The organism is Psychrobacter aquaticus CMS 56 (assembly GCF_000471625.1).
Lineage (GTDB): Bacteria > Pseudomonadota > Gammaproteobacteria > Pseudomonadales > Moraxellaceae > Psychrobacter > Psychrobacter aquaticus.
This window is the reverse complement of the sequence record NZ_AUSW01000030.1, coordinates 63187-81273: the sequence shown is the minus strand read 5'-3', so window position 1 is coordinate 81273 and position 18087 is coordinate 63187. Positions and strand designations below refer to the sequence as shown.

At 41.7% G+C, this 18087-nt stretch carries 17 protein-coding genes, 1 tRNA gene and 1 other RNA gene; 15 read left to right on the top strand and 4 right to left on the bottom strand.

Annotated elements, in window-relative coordinates; genetic code table 11:
- Positions 1-186: 186 nt before the first annotated feature.
- Together M917_RS08070 and M917_RS08065 are read right to left on the bottom strand one after the other, a co-directional pair.
- Positions 187-978: a YidX family protein gene (locus M917_RS08070; protein WP_021814313.1), complete on the bottom strand. Its 792-nt coding sequence runs from the start codon at positions 976-978 to the stop codon at positions 187-189.
- A gap of 326 nt (positions 979-1304) precedes the next feature.
- Complete coding sequence (locus M917_RS08065) at positions 1305-1772, bottom strand: Lrp/AsnC family transcriptional regulator (RefSeq protein ID WP_021814312.1); 468 nt, start codon at positions 1770-1772, stop codon at positions 1305-1307.
- A 230-nt stretch (positions 1773-2002) separates the two neighbouring features.
- Here M917_RS08065 and rarD point away from each other — a divergent pair, with 230 nt between their 5' ends.
- Positions 2003-3025 (top strand): EamA family transporter RarD, encoded by a 1023-nt coding sequence (gene rarD, locus M917_RS08060; RefSeq protein ID WP_040642391.1) that lies wholly within the window; start codon positions 2003-2005, stop codon positions 3023-3025.
- Positions 3026-3120: 95 nt separating this feature from the next.
- Here rarD and smpB read toward each other — a convergent pair whose 3' ends face one another.
- Positions 3121-3597 carry an SsrA-binding protein SmpB gene (smpB, locus tag M917_RS08055; protein WP_021814310.1) on the bottom strand — a complete coding sequence of 159 codons (477 nt, stop codon included), beginning with the start codon at positions 3595-3597 and terminating at the stop codon, positions 3121-3123.
- Between the two features lie 395 nt (positions 3598-3992).
- Between smpB and coaD the strand changes: the two genes are divergently transcribed.
- The 13 genes from coaD to M917_RS07995 all read left to right on the top strand — a co-directional run bounded on the left by coaD (position 3993) and on the right by M917_RS07995 (position 15630).
- Positions 3993-4520: a pantetheine-phosphate adenylyltransferase gene (gene coaD, locus M917_RS08050; RefSeq protein WP_021814309.1), complete on the top strand. Its 528-nt coding sequence runs from the start codon at positions 3993-3995 to the stop codon at positions 4518-4520.
- 416 nt (positions 4521-4936) lie between these two features.
- Positions 4937-5185, top strand: a complete 249-nt coding sequence (locus tag M917_RS08045) for a YfhL family 4Fe-4S dicluster ferredoxin (RefSeq protein ID WP_021814308.1) — start codon at positions 4937-4939, stop codon at positions 5183-5185.
- A gap of 116 nt (positions 5186-5301) precedes the next feature.
- Positions 5302-6606, top strand: coding sequence for an adenosylmethionine--8-amino-7-oxononanoate transaminase (bioA, locus tag M917_RS08040; RefSeq protein ID WP_021814307.1), 1305 nt, complete (start codon positions 5302-5304; stop codon positions 6604-6606).
- Positions 6603-7343 carry a dethiobiotin synthase gene (gene bioD, locus M917_RS08035; RefSeq protein WP_021814306.1) on the top strand — a complete coding sequence of 247 codons (741 nt, stop codon included), beginning with the start codon at positions 6603-6605 and terminating at the stop codon, positions 7341-7343. The genes bioA and bioD overlap by 4 nt, the downstream gene beginning before the upstream one ends.
- 74 nt (positions 7344-7417) lie before the next feature.
- Positions 7418-7799: RNase P RNA component class A (gene rnpB, locus M917_RS13715), an RNA gene on the top strand.
- Between the two features lie 123 nt (positions 7800-7922).
- Positions 7923-7999, top strand: a tRNA-Met gene (locus M917_RS08030).
- 252 nt (positions 8000-8251) lie between these two features.
- Positions 8252-10051: a translation elongation factor 4 gene (gene lepA / locus M917_RS08025; RefSeq protein ID WP_021814304.1), complete on the top strand. Its 1800-nt coding sequence runs from the start codon at positions 8252-8254 to the stop codon at positions 10049-10051.
- A 106-nt stretch (positions 10052-10157) separates the two neighbouring features.
- Complete coding sequence (gene lepB / locus M917_RS08020; RefSeq protein ID WP_021814303.1) at positions 10158-11060, top strand: signal peptidase I; 903 nt, start codon at positions 10158-10160, stop codon at positions 11058-11060.
- A gap of 174 nt (positions 11061-11234) precedes the next feature.
- Positions 11235-11627 carry a DUF4845 domain-containing protein gene (locus tag M917_RS08015; protein ID WP_021814302.1) on the top strand — a complete coding sequence of 131 codons (393 nt, stop codon included), beginning with the start codon at positions 11235-11237 and terminating at the stop codon, positions 11625-11627.
- Between the two features lie 91 nt (positions 11628-11718).
- On the top strand, positions 11719-12516 hold the full coding sequence (gene rnc, locus M917_RS08010; protein WP_021814301.1) for a ribonuclease III: 798 nt from the start codon (positions 11719-11721) through the stop codon (positions 12514-12516).
- A gap of 517 nt (positions 12517-13033) precedes the next feature.
- Positions 13034-13999 (top strand): GTPase Era, encoded by a 966-nt coding sequence (era, locus tag M917_RS08005; RefSeq protein WP_051354256.1) that lies wholly within the window; start codon positions 13034-13036, stop codon positions 13997-13999.
- A gap of 54 nt (positions 14000-14053) precedes the next feature.
- On the top strand, positions 14054-14854 hold the full coding sequence (gene recO, locus M917_RS08000; protein ID WP_021814299.1) for a DNA repair protein RecO: 801 nt from the start codon (positions 14054-14056) through the stop codon (positions 14852-14854).
- The gene (locus M917_RS07995) at positions 14851-15630 is read left to right on the top strand and encodes a pyridoxine 5'-phosphate synthase (RefSeq protein WP_021814298.1); all 780 of its coding nucleotides are present in this window, start codon (positions 14851-14853) and stop codon (positions 15628-15630) included. The genes recO and M917_RS07995 overlap by 4 nt, the downstream gene beginning before the upstream one ends.
- Before the next feature lie 22 nt (positions 15631-15652).
- Here the strand turns inward: M917_RS07995 and M917_RS07990 are convergent, their stop codons facing one another.
- Complete coding sequence (locus M917_RS07990) at positions 15653-16240, bottom strand: GspH/FimT family pseudopilin (RefSeq protein WP_051354252.1); 588 nt, start codon at positions 16238-16240, stop codon at positions 15653-15655.
- Between the two features lie 503 nt (positions 16241-16743).
- Between M917_RS07990 and M917_RS07985 the strand changes: the two genes are divergently transcribed.
- Positions 16744-17934 (top strand): OmpA family protein, encoded by a 1191-nt coding sequence (locus M917_RS07985; RefSeq protein WP_021814296.1) that lies wholly within the window; start codon positions 16744-16746, stop codon positions 17932-17934.
- Positions 17935-18087 lie beyond the last annotated feature (153 nt).

The window sequence follows — 18087 nt, the reverse complement described above, 5'->3', positions numbered from 1 at the left end:
TCGACACTATAGGCTAATTTAAAGGCGCTCATTTTAACATGAATTGCACTCACTATGCGATAAACGATTGGCGATAAGTTATTGATAGCGTAAGATAATCTATAAGTAAGAATGGCTTTTAAGCATTTAAAACCATTCTTACTTTAGACTAAATTCTAGTATAAGATTGAATCAGGCGATTACTTTTTAATTATCTAACAATTGCAATGGGAAAGTAATCACATCAAAGGCCAGCGCAAACGGTAGCAATACCAGTTTCTGAGCACTGTTTGCGCCGCTACGATTGACTTGGTCTTGCTGCGTTTGCGTATAAAAACTCACCATATAAGGTTTGGTAAGGGCGCGATAATTCGATTGAATTAAGCTCAAATTACTGACCTGCGGATAAATAGCGCCTTTCACAGGGACGCTAAAACAAAAACGCTGGGCTTTGATACGCTCATCGCTGGTTGAAGTACAATCTCGGCCATCATTTTGCAAAAAGAACTGATAGTCTGAGCGCTTAAACTCGTCTTTTAATTTGGCATAAGACAGTTTCATTTCTCCTTGGAAGTAACCATCGTTATTTGGCACATAAAAGTTCATGTCGTTATTAACTTGAATGTTTTTTGGTGTCAAATTATTCAACAAGTTGACCATCTCCGTACCGCCTTGGGTCAGTACATAACTGTTTTTTTCACCGACAATCACCATCGTTGCGTTTGGCATTTTTGGCAATGCCTGAGCAGGACGACCAAAGGCGACAATTTGATCTTCAGACAACGTGGTTTTAGTGGTTTGCGTGCTGACTCGGCTATTGCTTTCCAATAATGAGCTGGTTGCACAGCCTGAGCTTGCTAGCATTGCTGTGAGCGCTGCGCCCATAACCATGGTCTTCACATTGGTCTTCATATTTAATGGTGTCTGTAGAGTACTTTTGACTGTGCTGTTTCCCATTGTTTTTGGCTTGTCCAAGGCGGAGTCTTTATGCTGATTCATGATAGTGTTTCCTTGTCTATGACGATTGACTACCTTGATTGAATATTCATATCGTATTTATTATCAAACTTTCGTTCATATCGTACCTCTTTTGCTCACGACTTATCTACTCATAATTGCCATTAGAAAAGGATTAAAATTTACAGCCATATTTAACCTATTTATAGTCAGGTAAATATAAAAAAGAGTCAGTAAGATTGGGATGAATTTTTCTTGCTTGCTGTGCCTTTGCTGCCAGAAGCTACAAAAAATTTATCCCAGTCTCGAGTCATCATGTCTGGTATCCATTTTATCTAGTATTGACTATAAGGCATGTTCAATATGCCCTAGTCGAGCAAAATTTTTGTACCGATCTTGGTAAAATTCATCACAAACTGACTTTTAAAATGGCGGACATTGTTTTCATACGTCAGTAGGCTGCGAGTGAATTGATGGTAGTCATTCATGTTTTTGGCATTCACCATCAGCATAAAATCTGCATCGCCCGATACTTCATAACAGCTCATCACTTGCGGTTGTGCATTCATCAAACGCTCAAACCGATGCTGCATGGAGTTATTAGAGCGTGCCATTTCTATCATCACCACGGCGGTCAGCCCGTAGCCCACCTTGTTGGGATCAACGATAGCGACTTGCTTGGTAATCACGCCGTTATCTATCAGCGCTTGAATACGACGTTGCGCCGTGGCGATAGAGACGTGAACGCGTTCCGCAACCGCTTTTAGCGGCAAAGTCGCATCATCTTGTAGTAGGTTTAGGATGGCCTTGTCGGTGTTATCTAGATTTTGGTTCACTGTGTTTTCCTCAAAAACCCTTAGCATTAAATATCTATATAATCACTATAAATTAAAAAAACGATAAATAATTCAAATATTAGTCATAATTTGATAAATTCATTCAGTAAATGATGAATATAGAGAAATTTTTTCGTAGCACTTCACTAGAATAGTCCTTAACAAACGACGCTGATTATAAAAAATAACAACTGATCGTTTTAATGTCTATTCAAACTTATGGTGCTGATATGTCTACCTCAATGCTTTCTACTGCATTCGCCAATACCTTAGCAACTACTATTTCGCGCTTGCCTTTGCCTGTGATTTGGACAGCGGGTAGCACACAGCAACGCACATTGATATTGGGCGTGGTACTGGCGGTATTATCGAATGTACTATTTGGCATTCTTTATGCCTATAGCAGCTTTTTGGCCCCGTTATCAGGGACGCAAGTATTTATTTGGCGTATGCTAGCCATGTGGGCGGTGTTGATCGGCTACCTGCTCATGAGTGGTCGGCTTAATATGCATATTGATAAGTTGCGTGCTTTACGCTCGGTCAAACAATGGCTGTGGTTGCTCGTACCTACGCCAATATTTTTGAGTCAGTTTTGGTTGTTTATGTGGGCGCCTGTTAATGGTCAGGGCGTACAAACAGCCATGGGTTATTTCTTATTTCCACTCATGATGGTGGTATTTGGCTGCGTCTTTTTTGGCGAAAAATTGAGCCGTTTACAGTGGCTTGCTGTCGCCTTTGCCGCAGTTGGGGTGGGTAGTGAGATTATGCGTACACAAAGTGTGTCGTGGGCGACGCTTTGGGTATGTGCGACGTATCCACTATATTATATTTTACGCCGGTTGCAGGGCATTGGTGCCATTACTGGGTTGTTGGTTGATTTGACGGTTTGCGCCCCATTTGCCGTCGCTTATTTATTTTTCTTTGCACCAAGCAGTTTGATGTTAGTAACGGGTTCAGGGTTTTTTATGGCGATGCTAGCAGGATTGGGTTTGCTCAGTGTCTTGGCGATGAAAACCAATGTCGATGCTAGTCAAATGCTACCAGTAAATGTCTATGGCATGATGAGCTATCTGGAGCCAGCATTGCTATTTATTTTGGCGGTGACCGTGCTGGGCAATCCGTTTGAGTCAGCGATGATTTATAGCTATGGATTGATTTGGCTTGGCATTGCTTGTCTCATTGCTCATGGTGTACGTCAGTTGCGCCGTGCTCGTAAAGGAATGCACATGACAAAAATAGCCAGTGCCGTTTAAAGAGTCATGAATGAAACCGATTCATCCAATAAAAAAGGACGATTTAACCACATGTTAAATCGTCCTTTTGATGCTAGATTAAAATAGATCGACTTTTAATCTAAATGTTGCTTAAAGCCGCGCTGCTTATCACGTTCCCAGTCACGGTCTTTGAGCGTTTTACGTTTGTCATGCTGCTTTTTACCCAATGCCAAGCCAATTTGACACTTCACTAGTGAGTTTTTCCAATAGCAGGACAGCGGCACACAAGCATAGCCTTTTTGGTTGACTGCACCCATCAATTTTTCAATCTCACGGCGATTGAGCAGCAGCTTACGGGTACGAATGCTGTCTGGGCTGACATGCGTCGAGCTAGACAATAGCGGCTGAATATGCGCACCAAACAAGAAAGCTTCGTTATTACGAAAGATGACATACGCTTCTGTAATGGTCATTTTGCCTGCACGAATGGCTTTGACTTCCCAGCCTTGTAACGCCAGACCTGCCTCAAACGTCTCTTCAATAAAGTATTCATGGCGCGCTTTTTTGTTGGCACAGATTTGATTATCAGGTTTTTTTGATTTTTTTGACATAATTTCTCCGTAAGAACCCATAAAAAATACAGTGTTCTTATCTGACTAGTCCCACTAATTCCTCATCCTAACCCTTTCATTTAGATTATTTATCATTTGACTTAAATAGGGATGAGTCGAACCAAGTATTGTAGCAAAGCCTCTAGCGAAAAGGTAAACGAGCTGTTAGGACAAATGTAGCAGAGATATTCAGGTCAATATAAAAGGGAGAAACAGCGAAACTGGGATAAATTTTTTGTAGCATCAAGCGGCGGAGGCACAGTAAGCAAATTTTTTTTACCAGTCTTGCGACATAACATCGTGTATTCATCTTATTCAGTATCGACTATCAGTATTAAGTTTGAGCAAAATTTGCTAGCATATGGCCTACTATCATCGGACATATTAGCCAAGCCATGAGCCACTCTACTTCTATCAATTCCCTCAAGTCTTCAAAGCTACATACCAAAATTTTGTACCCTGGTACTTTTGATCCCATTACCAATGGTCACGTAGACTTGGTGACACGCGCGACCAAACTGTTTGATGAGGTGGTGATCGCTGTTGCTTCAGGCCATCACAAAAAGCCTCTGTTTAATTTTGAGGAACGTGTGGCCTTGGTTGAGACGGTATTTGCTGATTTGCCGCAAGTATCGGTCATTGGCTTTGAGGGATTACTGGTCGATTTTATGCGTGAAAAAAACGCCACTGCAGTCTTACGCGGTTTGCGCGCCATGTCTGATTTTGAATATGAATTTCAATTGGCCAATATGAATCGTGAGCTTGATGAAAACTTTGAAGCGGTGTTTTTGACCCCTTCTCAAAATTATTCGTTTATCTCCTCGACTATGATTCGTGAAATTGCCAAACTTGGCGGCGATGTTAATAAATTTGTTCCTTCCTGTGTATCGCAAGCATTTGTCGAAAAACTGAATATCAACTAGGGCGTGTCATCAATTAGCACATTGATGCACTTTATGGCCTTAAAATGGCTAAATTTTCGCTAAACGGTATCAAAATTCTTGTCAATATGTTCATATTCACTGCGAATTTTTCCTTGTTTAGCATCAATTTATCTCATTTTAATGCTCATAATCTAACTGATGACACGCCCTAGCCAGAATATGCGCTGGCCACACTTGCTAAAGTAATGGCAAGGCGCCAGTTAAGCGTGATACCAGTAACATATAGCAAGTAACATCTAGTCAGATTAATATAAAAAAGCGTCAGCGAGGCTGGGATAAATTTTTTGTAGCATCGAGCTGCGCAGGCACAGCAAGCAAGAAAATTTGTATCAGTCTCGCTCTATAATGTTGTGTATTCATTTTATTCAGTATCGACTATATCAAAGGAGCCTCTTATGGCACTACTAATCACTGATGAATGTATCAACTGCGATGTGTGCGAGCCTGCCTGCCCGAATGAGGCTATATCAGAAGGCGATGATATCTATGTTATCGACCCTGATTTATGCACCGAATGTGTGGGTCATTTTGATGAGCCGCAATGCGTAGTGATTTGTCCTGTTGACTGTATTCCTCATGACCCAAACCATGTCGAAACCGAGAGTGACTTGCTGTCTAAATACAAACGGATTACGGGCCAGTAAGGCTTTGCTACTGATATATGATGATGTTATAAAAATAGGAAGCATATGATGAATACGGATATTCAACTTATAGTATGCGCGTTTGGCAAAATACCATTGTATTTTAAGAGAGTGCTATGACAGTAAATATCCCTACTAGCGACTTTGATCAGCAACACCTCTGGCATCCGTATGCCAGCTTGCCGCCAACGTATCCCAATATCGTGATTGATCATGCCGAAGCTATCTACATTGTCACAGAAAACGGCACACGTCTTATCGATGGTATGTCGTCATGGTGGGCGAGTGTACATGGCTATAATCACCCACAACTGAATGCGGCTATCGTTGCGCAATTAAGCAAGATGGCACATGTGATGTTCGGTGGTTTGACCCATCAGCCAGCCATCGATTTAGGCAAAAAACTGCTTTCGATTGCCCCTGCTGGACTCGATGCGATATTTTATGCGGACAGTGGCAGTATAGCCGTGGAGGTGGCGCTAAAAATGGCTTTGCAATATCAAATAGCCGCCAATCGTCCTACTAAGCAGCAATTTGCCTCGACCCATTCTGGTTATTATGGCGATACATGGCATGCGATGAGTATTTGTGATCCTATTAATGGCATGCACAATTTGTATGGCAAACAGTTACCGATGCAGCATTTTGTCCCTGCGCCACCACTTGGGTTTGAACGCGCCTTGAGGGCTGATGAGCGCACGGCATTGACGGATTTTTTCTCCAAACAGGCGTCCAAGCTGGCGGGATTTATCATTGAGCCAATTATTCAGGGCGCAGGTGGCATGCGCTTCTATAGCCCTGAATATTTGCAGTTACTGCGTCAATTGTGCGATGAGCACGATGTCTTGTTAATCGCGGACGAAATTGCCACTGGTTTTGGCCGTAGTGGTAAGCTGTTCGCTTGTGAACATGCTGGTATTAGCCCTGATATTATGACGATTGGCAAAGCGCTAACGGGCGGCTATATGACCTTTGCAGCGACATTATGCACTCGCAAGGTCGCTGACACGATTCATCATAGCGAGTATCCAGCGCTCATGCATGGGCCTACTTTCATGGGCAATCCGTTGGCTTGCGCGGTCGCCTGTGCGTCAATCGATTTGATATTGTCTTATGATATTGAAACACGTACGGCAAACATGCAAGCCATTATGGAGCAACAACTGGCACCAGCCGCAATGTTACATGGCGTCATCGAAGTACGCTGTCTTGGTGCGGTTGCCGTTGTCGAGTTAGATGCAGCTGTTGATATGCCGATTTTTCAATCGTTGCTGATTGAGAATGGCATTTGGGTCAGACCGTTTGGTAAACTGGTTTATATCATGCCACCTTATATCATTACTGATGATGAGCTTATCACTTTGTGTCAAGCACTGTTAAAAGTGATACGCATGTATTTAGCAAAGCAAGGTCAATTATGAGTGTTTTATTTGTTTCTGGAATCGATACCGATATTGGCAAAACCTATGCAACTGGCCTGCTTGCCAAAGCACTTATGCAGCAAGGCGTGAATGTCATCACTCAAAAACTGATACAGACGGGTGTTTCTATAAATCCAAATACCGGCACAATGAACATTGCTGATGACATCGTGACCCATCGCAAATTGATGGAGATTCCGCTACAGCCGTGTGACCTCAATTTTACCACTTGCCCTTATCGCTATGAGAAGCCCGCTTCACCGCATTTATCTGCTGCCCTTGCTAACGATGTTGTGCAAACGGACGTGATTACCCGTGCTACTAAAGCCTTACAAGTGGATTATGACGTGGTGCTATTAGAAGGCGCAGGCGGGCTACTGGTGCCAATAACTGAGCAGCTATTAACCTTGGATTATATTGCTTCTCAAAACTACCCTATTGTTTTGGTCACATCCGGTCGTTTGGGTAGTATCAATCATACGTTACTGAGCTTAGAGGCTATCAAAGCACGTGGTTTACCTGTACATAGTGTTATTTATAATCATATCCATAACGATACTGATAATACAGATACCGAAATTGCAGATAGCACTATTGAGTTTCTTCAGCAGTACCTTAAACAACACTATCCAACCACGCATTGGCTACAAATACCTTATCTAAATAATGCTACCTCTACTCATACCGACACAATGATAAATGATCATTGTTTAACGTTGCCGAAAGATTTTATTTAAATTTCTCTGCTCATGTCGAAAATAAACCAAAAAGAGATTCCCAGCCAAGCATCAGGTTTGCTATACTAGCGCGCTTGGTAGACTAGGCAATCGCCGCTGCACACTGGCAACAGACATGCAGGGGAGGAAAGTCCGGGCTACATAGGGCAGCGTGCCAGCTAACGGCTGGGCAGGGTAACTTGACGACCAGTGCAGCAGAGAGGAGACCGCCTTTGATTATTTGATTGTCGTAAGACGTCGATATCATCGGTAAGGGTGAAAGGGTGCGGTAAGAGCGCACCGCGTGGCTGGCAACAGTTCACGGCATGGTAAACTCCACGCGTAGCAAGACCAAATAGGCATCGGCATGGCGCGGCCCGCGTTCGATGCGGGTAGGTTGCTTGAGCGTATTAGCGATGATACGCCTAGAGGAATGATTGTCCACGACAGAACCCGGCTTATCGGTTTACCAAACCTTTTTTATCGTTCGTGGTAGTGATACTTGCAGTTAATTTGAATAAAATTTCATATTTTTTGCAAAAAATGCCAATTAGGGGTTGACGAATAACGCCTGTATCGGCATAATACCGAGCCTTAAATGGCGATGTAGCTCAGCTGGTTAGAGCGCATGACTCATAATCGTGAGGTCAAGAGTTCAAGTCTCTTCATCGCCACCATTTATAGTAAGACTGCAGTATTTAAAAAGCCAATCATTCGTGATTGGCTTTTTTTTTGCGTTAAATAAATGATTGTATTCACAGTTTCTGTGAGTTGATAGCATGCTGAACCCTCTTTATTTATAGTAAGCCGTCTCCACTTCATTTCTAAATCACATCTCTGCTAATAAAATCGCCTTACTTTACAGTAGAAAACTGCTAGAATACCCTTTGGTTTTATTTTTCTATCACCCTTAATTTAGTAGGCGCTTTGTGACTGCATTAGCCAATATTCGTAACTTTTCAATCATTGCCCACATTGATCACGGCAAGTCGACGCTTGCTGATCGTTTTATTCAAATGTGCGGTGCCTTGCAAGATCGCGAGATGCAGGCGCAAGTACTGGACTCCATGGATATTGAGCGTGAGCGTGGTATCACTATCAAAGCGCAGTCGGTCACGTTGTTTTATGATCATCCTAATGGTGAGCGTTACCAGCTTAACTTCATTGATACTCCGGGACACGTCGATTTTTCTTATGAAGTGTCGCGCTCACTAGCCGCTTGCGAAGGTGCGCTTTTGGTCGTTGATGCGGCGCAAGGAGTAGAAGCTCAGTCCGTGGCCAACTGCTATACCGCCGTTGATCAAGGTTTAGAGGTCATGGCGGTATTGAATAAAATCGATTTGCCACAAGTCGAGCCTGAACGCGTTATCCAAGAGATCGAAGATATCATCGGTATTGATGCTGTTGATGCACCGCGCGTCTCTGCCAAGTCGGGTCTGGGTGTCGACAAGCTATTAGAAGCTTTGGTCGAATTCATTCCAGCCCCAACTGGCGACCGTGAAGCACCGCTACAAGCATTGATCATTGATTCGTGGTTTGACAGTTATTTGGGTGTGGTTTCTTTAGTACGAGTGCGCCAAGGAACCGTAAAAAAAGGCGATAAGATTTATATTAAATCGACCAAAGAAGCGCATCCTGTCAGCTCTATCGGTGTATTTACCCCTAAGCCTTTAGACACTGGTATTTTAGAAGCCGGGGAAGTGGGCTTTATTATTGCTGGTATCAAGGATATTGCTGGGGCACCAGTTGGTGATACTATTACACATTCCAAGACACCTGATGTGGAGCGTATTCCGGGTTTTAAACAGATTACGCCGCAAGTGTACGCTGGTATGTTTCCAGTAGACTCTAGTGACTTCGAAAAATTCCGTGAAGCACTACAAAAACTACAAATCAATGATGCGTCATTATTCTTTGAACCAGATACCTCTGATGCATTGGGTTTCGGTTTTCGTTGTGGCTTTTTAGGTATGCTGCATATGGAAATTATCCAAGAGCGTCTAGAGCGCGAATATGACTTGGATCTGATCACCACTGCGCCCTCGGTTATCTATGAGATTAAAAAGAAAGACGGTGAAGTGATTCATGTGGACAATCCTTCTAGATTGCCTGAGCCAAACAATATCGAAGAATTTCGTGAGCCGATTGCTCGTTGCCATATTTTGGTACCGCAAGATTACTTAGGTAATGTCATGACGCTATGTATTGAGCGCCGCGGTGTGCAAGTTGATATGCGCTTTATGGGCAAGCAAGTTCAGCTTGTTTTTGATATTCCAATGGGTGAAGTGGTCATGGATTTCTTTGATCGCTTAAAATCTGTCTCTCGTGGATTTGCATCATTAGATTATAATTTTGAACGTTATCAAGTTGATAAACTCGTCAAAGTAGATGTATTGATTAATGGTGATAAAGTGGACGCATTAGCGATGATTGTGCATGAAACCCAATCACGTTACCGTGGTAATGCGTTAGTGACTAAGATGAAAGAATTGATTCCGCGTCAAATGTTTGACGTGGCTATCCAAGCAGCGATTGGTAGTCAGATTATTGGCCGTAGTACGGTCAAAGCCATGCGTAAAGATGTCTTGGCCAAGTGTTATGGTGGTGATGTATCACGTAAGAAAAAACTGCTGTCTAAGCAAAAAGCAGGCAAGAAACGCATGAAGCAGGTTGGGAATGTTGAAATCCCCCAAGAAGCCTTTTTAGCAGTGTTACAAGTTGATAGCTAATTGCTGAACCCATCTCGTTTGGTTTTTGCGCATAATAATACGTCAAGTGTGGCTGGTCTCATGGTCTAAGTAGTGAGATAAGCTGCTCGTTAATAGGCAATTTGGTATGGATTTTGATTTTAATTTGATTTTAGTGCCGTTGACTATAGGCTTAGGTATTATTTGGCTATTGGATAAACTGGCGCTAAAGCAACGTAAAACGCGCGGACGTGGTCAAGAGAGCTTATTGGTTCGCTGGGCTTATGATTTTTTTCCTGTATTGGCAGTGGTACTAGTAGTACGCTCGTTTTTGATTGAGCCTTTTAACATTCCTTCATCTTCTATGGTGCCGACACTATATACGGGTGACTTCATTGCTGTTAATAAGTATGCCTATGGTGTGCGATTGCCGCTGACTTATAATAAGGTATTGGATACAGGTGAGCCTGCACATGGTGATGTTGCAGTATTCCGTTATCCTGAAAACCCAAGTATTTATTATATTAAACGTGTCATTGGTCTGCCTGGCGATACCGTTAGCTATGATCAAGGAACTATTTCTATCAATGATGTGCCGGTTGACACCAAATCAATTGATTTCGCTGCGGATACAGAGTTGACCTCACAGCTTTATTTGCCAGGACAAATTGCTCCTGATCAGGTACTGACAGAAGAAAGTGCGGCAGAGATGGGTCAACAAGAAGAAGCAGAAGCGCGCTATTTTCAAGAGACACAAGGTGACAACCAGCATCTTGTTCGCTACTTAAATGGCATGAACAGTGCTCAGTACGCGCCATTTTTGCAACAGCAATCGCCAGAAGTGGTCAGTTCAGAAGGCACTAGCTGGCGGATTCAGGTTCCAGACGGGCAGTATTTTGTCATGGGTGATAACCGCGATCGCAGTGCTGATGGTCGATTCTGGGGCTTTGTACCTAATGAGAACTTAGCTGGTAAGGCAGTTTATATCTGGATGCATAAACCACCAGGACTCAATTTACCAACCTTTAAACGTAATGGTACTATCGATTAAGTCTGTAAGAATCGCTATTGGTTTATTTACCAATAATAGTTTTGTGCTAATATTGTTACTATTTTATTTAATAAACAGAGACCTAAGGCGTGTCATCAATGTGCTAATTGATGACACGCCTCAACATCTAGGCATTTATTAAAAATAGTCATCTACCAGTAGAGAGATATCATAATGCAGCAATTATCTGGATTGGCCACACAGCGTGGTGCTAGTGTGACGAGCACCGTTCTGCTTATTATAGCTCTAGGCGTTGCTGTCAAATTAATGATTGCTATTGTACCCGCTCAGATCGGCGATTATCAGTTGACTAAGACGGTAAGCGCACAGCTCAATGAGTCCAATAGCAATAACGAGACAGCCAAACAGTTCGTCGAACGTGTCAATAAACAGTTATCTATCAATGCTGACTATGACACCAAAGCCGAAGACCTATTGGTATTTACCAATAAAAAAACTGGCCAATTGGCTGTCCGTAAAGAATATGCGGTCACCAAAAATTTCTTTGCCAATGTTGATATCGTCAATCGTTTCGAAGGGGATATTACTATGGCAACAGCAGAATAATTTAAGAGGATTTTTATCTTCTTTGTACCAAACGAGCAACGACTATTTTCCATTAAACCAGTAAAACAGAAGGGATAACCAAAAGCCACGCATGAAACCAACTTCGCAGCATTCCCAAGCGGTTCCTACTTCCCAAAAAAATAGCACGTCGGTTGATACGCTTGTTGTTAGCGCAGAATTTATTCAGCGCTTAGCCGTATTAACGCGCAAGTTAGGTTATGTGTTTAATGATTTGAGCCTACCAAAGCTTGCATTGACACACCGCTCATTTGATAGCAAAAAAAACTATGAGCGCCTAGAGTTTTTGGGCGATGCATTATTAGGAATGATTGTAGGTGAGGCTTTATATCATCGTTATCCTAGTCAAAATGAAGGGCGTTTAACCCGTATGCGTGCGACGTTGGTGCGCCAAGAATCACTGGTTATTATTGCCCAAAATTTAGAGCTTTCTAATCATCTTATCTTAGGAGTAGGTGAGCGCAAGGGCGGCGGACGCAATCGTGCTTCTATACTGGCTGATGCGGTGGAATCTCTGATTGGCGCTATCTATTTAGACAGCCAAGATATGGACATTACTCGTCATTGTGTTCTCTCGTGGTATGGAGATTTGATTGATAGCGTGAATGATCAAAAAGCCCTAAAAGATGCCAAGAGTCGATTGCAAGAGTGGCTACAATCAAAGCAGTTTGATTTGCCACATTATGAGCTTATGGAAACGCGTGGTAACGCACCGCATCAAATCTTTGTCGTACGTTGTCATGTTAATATCCATAATTGTGCTGATATTACGGAATCTGGTGAGAGCCGCCGTATTGCTGAACAAAAAGCAGCCGAACTTATGATTAATCAGTTACACAAGCTTCCAGCTTCAGCCAAAAAGCGTTCATAATTGAGATGACATTCATAGTAAGTACATATAGCAAATACAATTTTCAATTTAGCATACCCTTTTAAGTGATCTTTGTTCTGACAAGTACTTATTCTATTTATCTTAAACGTGACTTATAGTCAATCCACTATAAAATAAATACAGTGGTGCAACATAATATCTTAGTAGACTCTGTCTACGTAGGCACAGCAAGCAAAAAAATATTATGTTGACGGCAAGTTATAATGGTTGTACCTTTTTTTTAGGATCAACTATATTTTAAAACCTCAAATACTCTCCAGTCGATAACCGTGCTGCTTTTTTAGTGCTGATATAATCTATACACCATTAAGCGCCGTTTGGCTGGCTATAAACTTTACAGGATTAACCTATGAGCAATCGTACTGATTTGCCATCAAATAATGAAGATATTGCCGACGATATGATCAAAAACACAGAGACAAATTCAAGCCAAGACAATGCTGATATAACTAGCCATGAGTTCAATGATTCAGAAGATATCACATTAGAAAATGATATGGCGATCGAAGAGTTTTTTGCTCCTAGTGATCATGCCCCTATGGCTGATGACTTTAGAACTGGCTATGTTGCCATTGTTGGACGTCCAAATGTTGGTAAGTCGACCTTAATGAACCATTTGTTGGGTCAAAAGCTATCTATCACGTCACGTAAGCCGCAAACGACTCGTCATCGTATTCACGGTATTTTGTCAAATCATGAAATGCAGGCGGTGTTTGTTGATACACCGGGCATTCATCGAAATGAAGTACGTGCTATTAACGAGCGTATGAATAAAGCTGCCATATCTGCCTTAGTAGACGTTGATTTGGTGTTATTTGTTGTTGATTCAGATCAATGGCGTGATGATGATTTATTAGTTCTACAAAAACTTGGCGACACAAATTTAAATGTGGTATTAGTGATTAATAAATCAGATACCTTAAAAGATAAAGGCAGCGTGTTACCGCTGATTGAGACGTTTAATGATAGTTTTGATTTTGCTGATATCGTACCTGTCTCTGCGTTAAAAAATCAAAATCTGGATCGTCTACAAGAGGTAATCGCCTCGCATTTGCCTATTGCTGCCCCTATCTATGATACAGAACAAATCACTGACCGCTCAGAGCGATTTTTGGCCAGCGAAATCATCCGCGAAAAAATTATGCGTAGTGCTGGGGATGAAGTGCCTTATGACCTAACTGTGCAGATTGACGCCTTTAAAGATGAGCCTGCGCATACTGATCCAAAAACAGGCCGTCCACGCAAGGCTTGTACTTTCATTGATGCGACTATTTATGTCGAGCGTAGCGGCCAAAAAGCCATTGTAATTGGTGACAAAGGTCAACGTATCAAGCAAGTCGGTATGGATGCCCGTAAAGATATGGAACAGCTTTTTGATAAAAAAATTATGCTGACACTGTGGGTCAAAGTGAAACGTGGTTGGTCTGATGACGAACGTGCGTTAACCAGCTTAGGGTACTAATAGCGACTTGATAGCCGCCTTTTGACAATCGTGTAGATGCTTGGATAACAAGAAATGCGTAATGAAGCGTTAGTTGGTTATTTATTACATCAGCGCCCTTATCAAGAAAAGCGCGCCTTGTATTATTTATTTTCTCAGCAATATGGTGTGATACATGGTATTGGAAAAAAAGGCGTGCCGCTATTTATGCCGTTACAGCTCTTTGCTACGGGCAAACGTGATTTAAAAACATTCAGTCAAATGAGTATTGCGTCGCAAAACGCTGTTGAAATAAATGCTGTTCAAACAGGTATCTTTTGTGAAGACGAAACCTCTACTATAGAGTCGGTGCCTTACGAAAATATTACTGGTCAACATCAATACTCAGCATTGTATTTAAACGAGATACTGTGGCGGCTACTGCCTACTGAAGACCCAATGCCAGTATTGTGGCAGCATTATCAGAACAGTCTACGTCAACTTAAGCAGCCTCTAAGTGCTAACGAATTGCGTTTGTGTTTGAGGCAATTTGAGCAGCACTTATTTGACGAGTTAGGATTCACTTTAACGCTAACGCACGACAGTGTCCAAGATACGCTCGAGGCTGATCGTTTTTATCGTTTTTTGCCTGATGTCGGTTTAGTGCCGATCGTATTGAATAATATGGATTCTGAGCATTTAGAGAGCGAGTCTGCACAGACGGTTTTTAGGGGTGCTGATATTATTCAGATGGCAGAGTCAGGCATTACCGAAACAACACTGAATAATTGGTCAAAGCTACATCGTTATCTGCTTGATCATTTACTTGACTATCAACCCTTGCAAAGTCGTTTGCTATGGCAACAGCAGCAGCGCTACCAAAAGGATTTTTTATGACTACGTCTTCCTCTCCTTCGTCGAAAGACATCTCGCAAAAACCATTGTTAGGCGTGAATATCGATCATGTAGCCACTTTGCGTCAAGCCCGCGGTGTTCATTATCCGAGTCCTTTAGACGCGGCCTTATTGTGTGAGAAGGCGGGGGCAGATGGTATTACCCTACATTTGCGTGAAGATCGACGTCATATTCAAGACTCCGATGTTTATGAGATGGCAGGGAAATTAACCACTAGAATGAATCTAGAGATGGCAGCCACGTCTGAGATGCTTGAGATTGCCTGTGAGGTTAAGCCATTTTGGGTTTGCTTAGTTCCCGAAAAGCGCGCGGAGCTAACGACAGAAGGTGGTCTTGATGTTGCAGGTCAGGTAACTTGGCTAACAGGCTATATTGAAAAGTTGCAAGCTGCAGCAATCAAAGTTTCCTTATTTATTGATCCAGAAGAAAAGCAAATTTCTGCCGCCATAGATTGCGGAGCAGATGCTATAGAATTGCATACGGGTGCTTACGCTGAAGCAGGTCTGGCAGGCTATTTAAATGTACAAGATGCTGAGTTGCAGCGAATCAGACAAGCAGTCGCCACCGCCCAACGTATGAATAGTAAACTTTTAATTAATGCAGGTCATGGTCTGACGCGTGACAATGTTTATGCTATTGCCCAAATTGATGGCATATATGAGTTGAACATCGGACATGCGCTTATTGCCGATGCCGTATTCGTAGGACTTGAGCAAGCTGTTGTTATGATGAAAAATGCCATGCACAAAGACAGTTAAATGTTGTCATTTACCATTTTTATTATTCATCGCATTGTGTAGGGTGATTTTCGTTAAGTTTTTGCTTCACTATGCCCATTTGGCTAAATGAGATTAGGTACATGGCTGTGTTATAAGCGACAGTTGGACAGTATTTGATATGGCCAAAATGACCTCGAGGTGTGCCGCTATTACCCCAGAACTTTGTATAATGGCGTTTGTTTCCTACTCTCAAGCTTAGCTGGCTGTATTTAAGGTTCAAGGAAATCTGAGTTAGCAAAGAATCTATTTCAGCATCAAAATCGTTATTGTCATTTTTATCTATAAATAGCAAAAGTGCATTGTTACCATCTCTGTGGCAATGTCCTCCAGTATCAGACAAGCAAACCAATACATTCTCTCTTCTGGTATAGCTTTCCGCTTTAGCCAAAGTAAGTGTATTTTCTAACTGACTTTTAACGCGTTTGGCCTCCATACTCGCCAATTGTTTTTGGATGGTGGGAGTTGCCATAGTTATTATGATCGTTAACACAGTAAGCATCACCATGAGCTCAACCAGTGTAAAACCTTGGTTAGGTTTGTAAGTAGAAAGCTTGCTGTAATGTGACGATATTTTGTAAAGCAGGGTCATAAAGCGTTATTACCTGTTATAATTACTTTGATACGGTAAAAAATCTCATTTCTTAGCATTATTAGCTAAATATAATATATATCGAATAATGTTGACTATTGTAATATAAACAGAATATATGTCTAATGTCAAAAAATGTTTCAATTGGTGAATGCTAGGTTTTAATAATAGAGAAAAATAACTAAGTGTATTAAAATGACTTTAGACAATAGATGCTGTTAGATTCACTATCTATTGCGAACTGACATACAAAAGATAAAAAGCGTAAGGTGTGTTGGTTCTAAGTAACTTGAGCTGGTTATTGTGTTTTGGTTACAACATTATCGTGTAATAATGTGTAGCTGGTTAACGAAAAAAGTTGTAAACTGAATTGATAATCGCTAAGCTACTCCTTAATTGGTTTTGCTTTGTAACTTAAAATGCGTAAAAGATGTTTACTTTAGAGCGTCTTGAAAATCGGTTTTGCTTAACGCATTACTAAAATTATCCTTTGGAGGAAGTCCATGAAATTGAATAAAATAGCTCTAGCTCTGTTTGCCGTAACAGCTGCTCCTTTAGCAGCTAATGCTGGCGTAACTATCAGCCCATTATTACTTGGTTATCATTATAGCGAAGGTGCTGAGGATGATCAGGCTGAACTACTAAAAGACTATAGCGGTAATGGTGATAGCTACTATAAAGAAGATGGCTTATACACTGGTGCAGCGTTAGGTATCGAGCTTACTCCTTCTACTCAGTTCCAAGTAGAGTATGGCGTGTCAAATACTGATGCTATTCGCCAAGATGGTTCTAACTCTTTTGACGCAGAGCAAGAAATGATTTCTGGTAACTTCTTGATTGGTACAGAAGAACTTACTGGTTACACTGACAGCGCTCTTAAACCTTATATGTTGATTGGTGCTGGCCAATCTAAACTTGAAATTAAAGATTCTTCAGGCGATAAAGTTAGTGGCACTAAAGATACTATCGGTAACCTAGGTTTAGGTGCTATGTATCGTATGAATGATGCGCTAAGCCTACGTGGTGAAGCTCGTGCGATTCATAACTTTGATCAAAACTGGTGGGAAGGCATGGCTTTGGCCGGTCTAGAAGTTGTACTTGGTGGCCATTTAGCACCTACGGTAGCAGTACCGCCAATGCAAGAGCCAGAGCCAGTTATTGACAACACTCCAGTAGTCATTGTTGAATCTGATCTTGATTCTGACGGTGATGGCGTATCTGATAGCATGGATGCATGTCCAGGTACTCCAATGAACGTGGTTGTTGATGAACGTGGTTGCCCAGTACCAGTAGACATTACTGATGAACTAAAAATGGAATTACGTGTGTTCTTTGATAACGACAAATCAGCTATCAAAGATCAATATAAGCCAGAAATCGCTAAAGTAGCAGAGAAGATGCGTGAGTATCCTAACTCTATGGCGCGTGTAGAAGGTCATGCTTCTAAGACTGGTCCATCAGCACGTTATAACCAACGTCTGTCTGAAGCTCGTGCCGTTGCTGTTAAATCTATGCTAACTAACGAATTCGGTATTGCTCCAAACCGTCTATCAACTGTTGGCTATGGTTACGATAATCCAATCGCGCCAAACGACACTGAAGAAGGTCGCGCTATGAACCGTCGTGTTTATGCCATCATTACTGGTGACAAAACAATGACTGTTGAACAAACCAAAGATATGGTTGTTCAGTAATTAGTAGCCACTCGGTTATGATTATTAAATAATTAGTTACAAAAAAAGCTGCCCACTAGGTGGCTTTTTTTTATTTATGTATTGAGAAAAGCAAGTTATTACATAAATTTATGAAGCAATAATGTTATACTAACCGCCCAAACATTCTGTAAG

Excerpts from the sequence above, each read along its gene's own strand:
- M917_RS08070 (WP_021814313.1), bottom strand. The coding sequence starts at position 978 with ATGAATCAGCATAAAGACTCCGCCTTGGACAAGCCAAAAACAATGGGA.
- rarD (WP_040642391.1), top strand. The coding sequence starts at position 2,003 with ATGTCTACCTCAATGCTTTCTACTGCATTCGCCAATACCTTAGCAACT.
- smpB (WP_021814310.1), bottom strand. The coding sequence starts at position 3,597 with ATGTCAAAAAAATCAAAAAAACCTGATAATCAAATCTGTGCCAACAAA.
- coaD (WP_021814309.1), top strand. The coding sequence starts at position 3,993 with ATGAGCCACTCTACTTCTATCAATTCCCTCAAGTCTTCAAAGCTACAT.
- M917_RS08045 (WP_021814308.1), top strand. The coding sequence starts at position 4,937 with ATGGCACTACTAATCACTGATGAATGTATCAACTGCGATGTGTGCGAG.
- bioA (WP_021814307.1), top strand. The coding sequence starts at position 5,302 with ATGACAGTAAATATCCCTACTAGCGACTTTGATCAGCAACACCTCTGG.
- bioD (WP_021814306.1), top strand. The coding sequence starts at position 6,603 with ATGAGTGTTTTATTTGTTTCTGGAATCGATACCGATATTGGCAAAACC.
- lepB (WP_021814303.1), top strand. The coding sequence starts at position 10,158 with ATGGATTTTGATTTTAATTTGATTTTAGTGCCGTTGACTATAGGCTTA.
- M917_RS08015 (WP_021814302.1), top strand. The coding sequence starts at position 11,235 with ATGCAGCAATTATCTGGATTGGCCACACAGCGTGGTGCTAGTGTGACG.
- rnc (WP_021814301.1), top strand. The coding sequence starts at position 11,719 with ATGAAACCAACTTCGCAGCATTCCCAAGCGGTTCCTACTTCCCAAAAA.
- era (WP_051354256.1), top strand. The coding sequence starts at position 13,034 with ATGGCGATCGAAGAGTTTTTTGCTCCTAGTGATCATGCCCCTATGGCT.
- recO (WP_021814299.1), top strand. The coding sequence starts at position 14,054 with ATGCGTAATGAAGCGTTAGTTGGTTATTTATTACATCAGCGCCCTTAT.
- M917_RS07995 (WP_021814298.1), top strand. The coding sequence starts at position 14,851 with ATGACTACGTCTTCCTCTCCTTCGTCGAAAGACATCTCGCAAAAACCA.
- M917_RS07990 (WP_051354252.1), bottom strand. The coding sequence starts at position 16,240 with ATGACCCTGCTTTACAAAATATCGTCACATTACAGCAAGCTTTCTACT.
- M917_RS07985 (WP_021814296.1), top strand. The coding sequence starts at position 16,744 with ATGAAATTGAATAAAATAGCTCTAGCTCTGTTTGCCGTAACAGCTGCT.